This is a genomic window from Burkholderia sp. Ac-20392, assembly GCF_017104585.1.
In the GTDB taxonomy this organism is placed as follows: Bacteria; Pseudomonadota; Gammaproteobacteria; order Burkholderiales; family Burkholderiaceae; genus Burkholderia; species Burkholderia lata.
Genome location: NZ_JAAGPB010001183.1, coordinates 1 through 747, shown reverse-complemented (window position 1 = coordinate 747; position 747 = coordinate 1). Strand labels below are relative to the sequence as shown.

General features: G+C 72.0%; 1 protein-coding gene. It reads right to left on the bottom strand.

Features of this window, described 5'->3' with window-relative positions:
• Nucleotides 1-154: 154 nt before the first annotated feature.
• Nucleotides 155-747 (bottom strand): TauD/TfdA family dioxygenase (locus G3N99_RS41500; RefSeq protein WP_206125346.1); only part of this gene is annotated, 593 nt, incomplete at its 5' end.

Below are 747 nucleotides of genomic sequence, written 5' to 3'. Positions count from 1 at the left end.
GACGTCGATCGCGCGCGCGCCGAGTGCCGCGCCGGGCGCGTGCGCATCGGGCAGCGGCTGCGTGCCCGAACGCTGCGGCCGGTCGAAGGCAGTGTGCGGGCCGAACATCGCGCGCACGGAAGCGAGGAACGAGGGGCTCATCGTCGACATCCCGTCAGTCGAACAGCATGACCTGCGTGTCGCGCGCGCCCCGGTACGGGTTGCGGCCGTGCGCGACCAGCATGTTGTCGACGACGAGCAGGTCGCCGGCCTGCCACGGGAACGCGAGTTCCTCGTCGTCGAACGCGTCGTAGATCGCGACGAGATCGTCGAACGGCATCGGCGACCCGTCGCCATAGCGGATCTCGTACGGGAACGCGGCGCGCCCGCCGTACATGCGCTGCAGGTAGCGATAGCTGAGCTCGCCCATCGAGCGCGGGTTCGGGTGCTGCGCGCTCGCCTGGTTGAACCACACGGTTTCGCCGGTGCGCGGATGCGCGCGCAGCGCGCTGCCGACGTGCGACACGGTCACGCTGCCGTCGTCGAGCCAGCGGCAGCCGACGCCGCGTTCCGCGCACAGCCGCTCGACCTCGTCGCGCTCGCTCGTGCCGAACGCGTCATCCCACGGCCGGTGGTATTCGGCGAACGGCATGCAGGGATTGGCCGCGAGGCCGTCCGCGCGCTCGCCGGGCGCCGCGAAAGTGCGCAGGTACATCACGCCGCGTTCGGCGAACCGCTCGAGCAGCGCGGCCGGCACGCGCGCCGTCA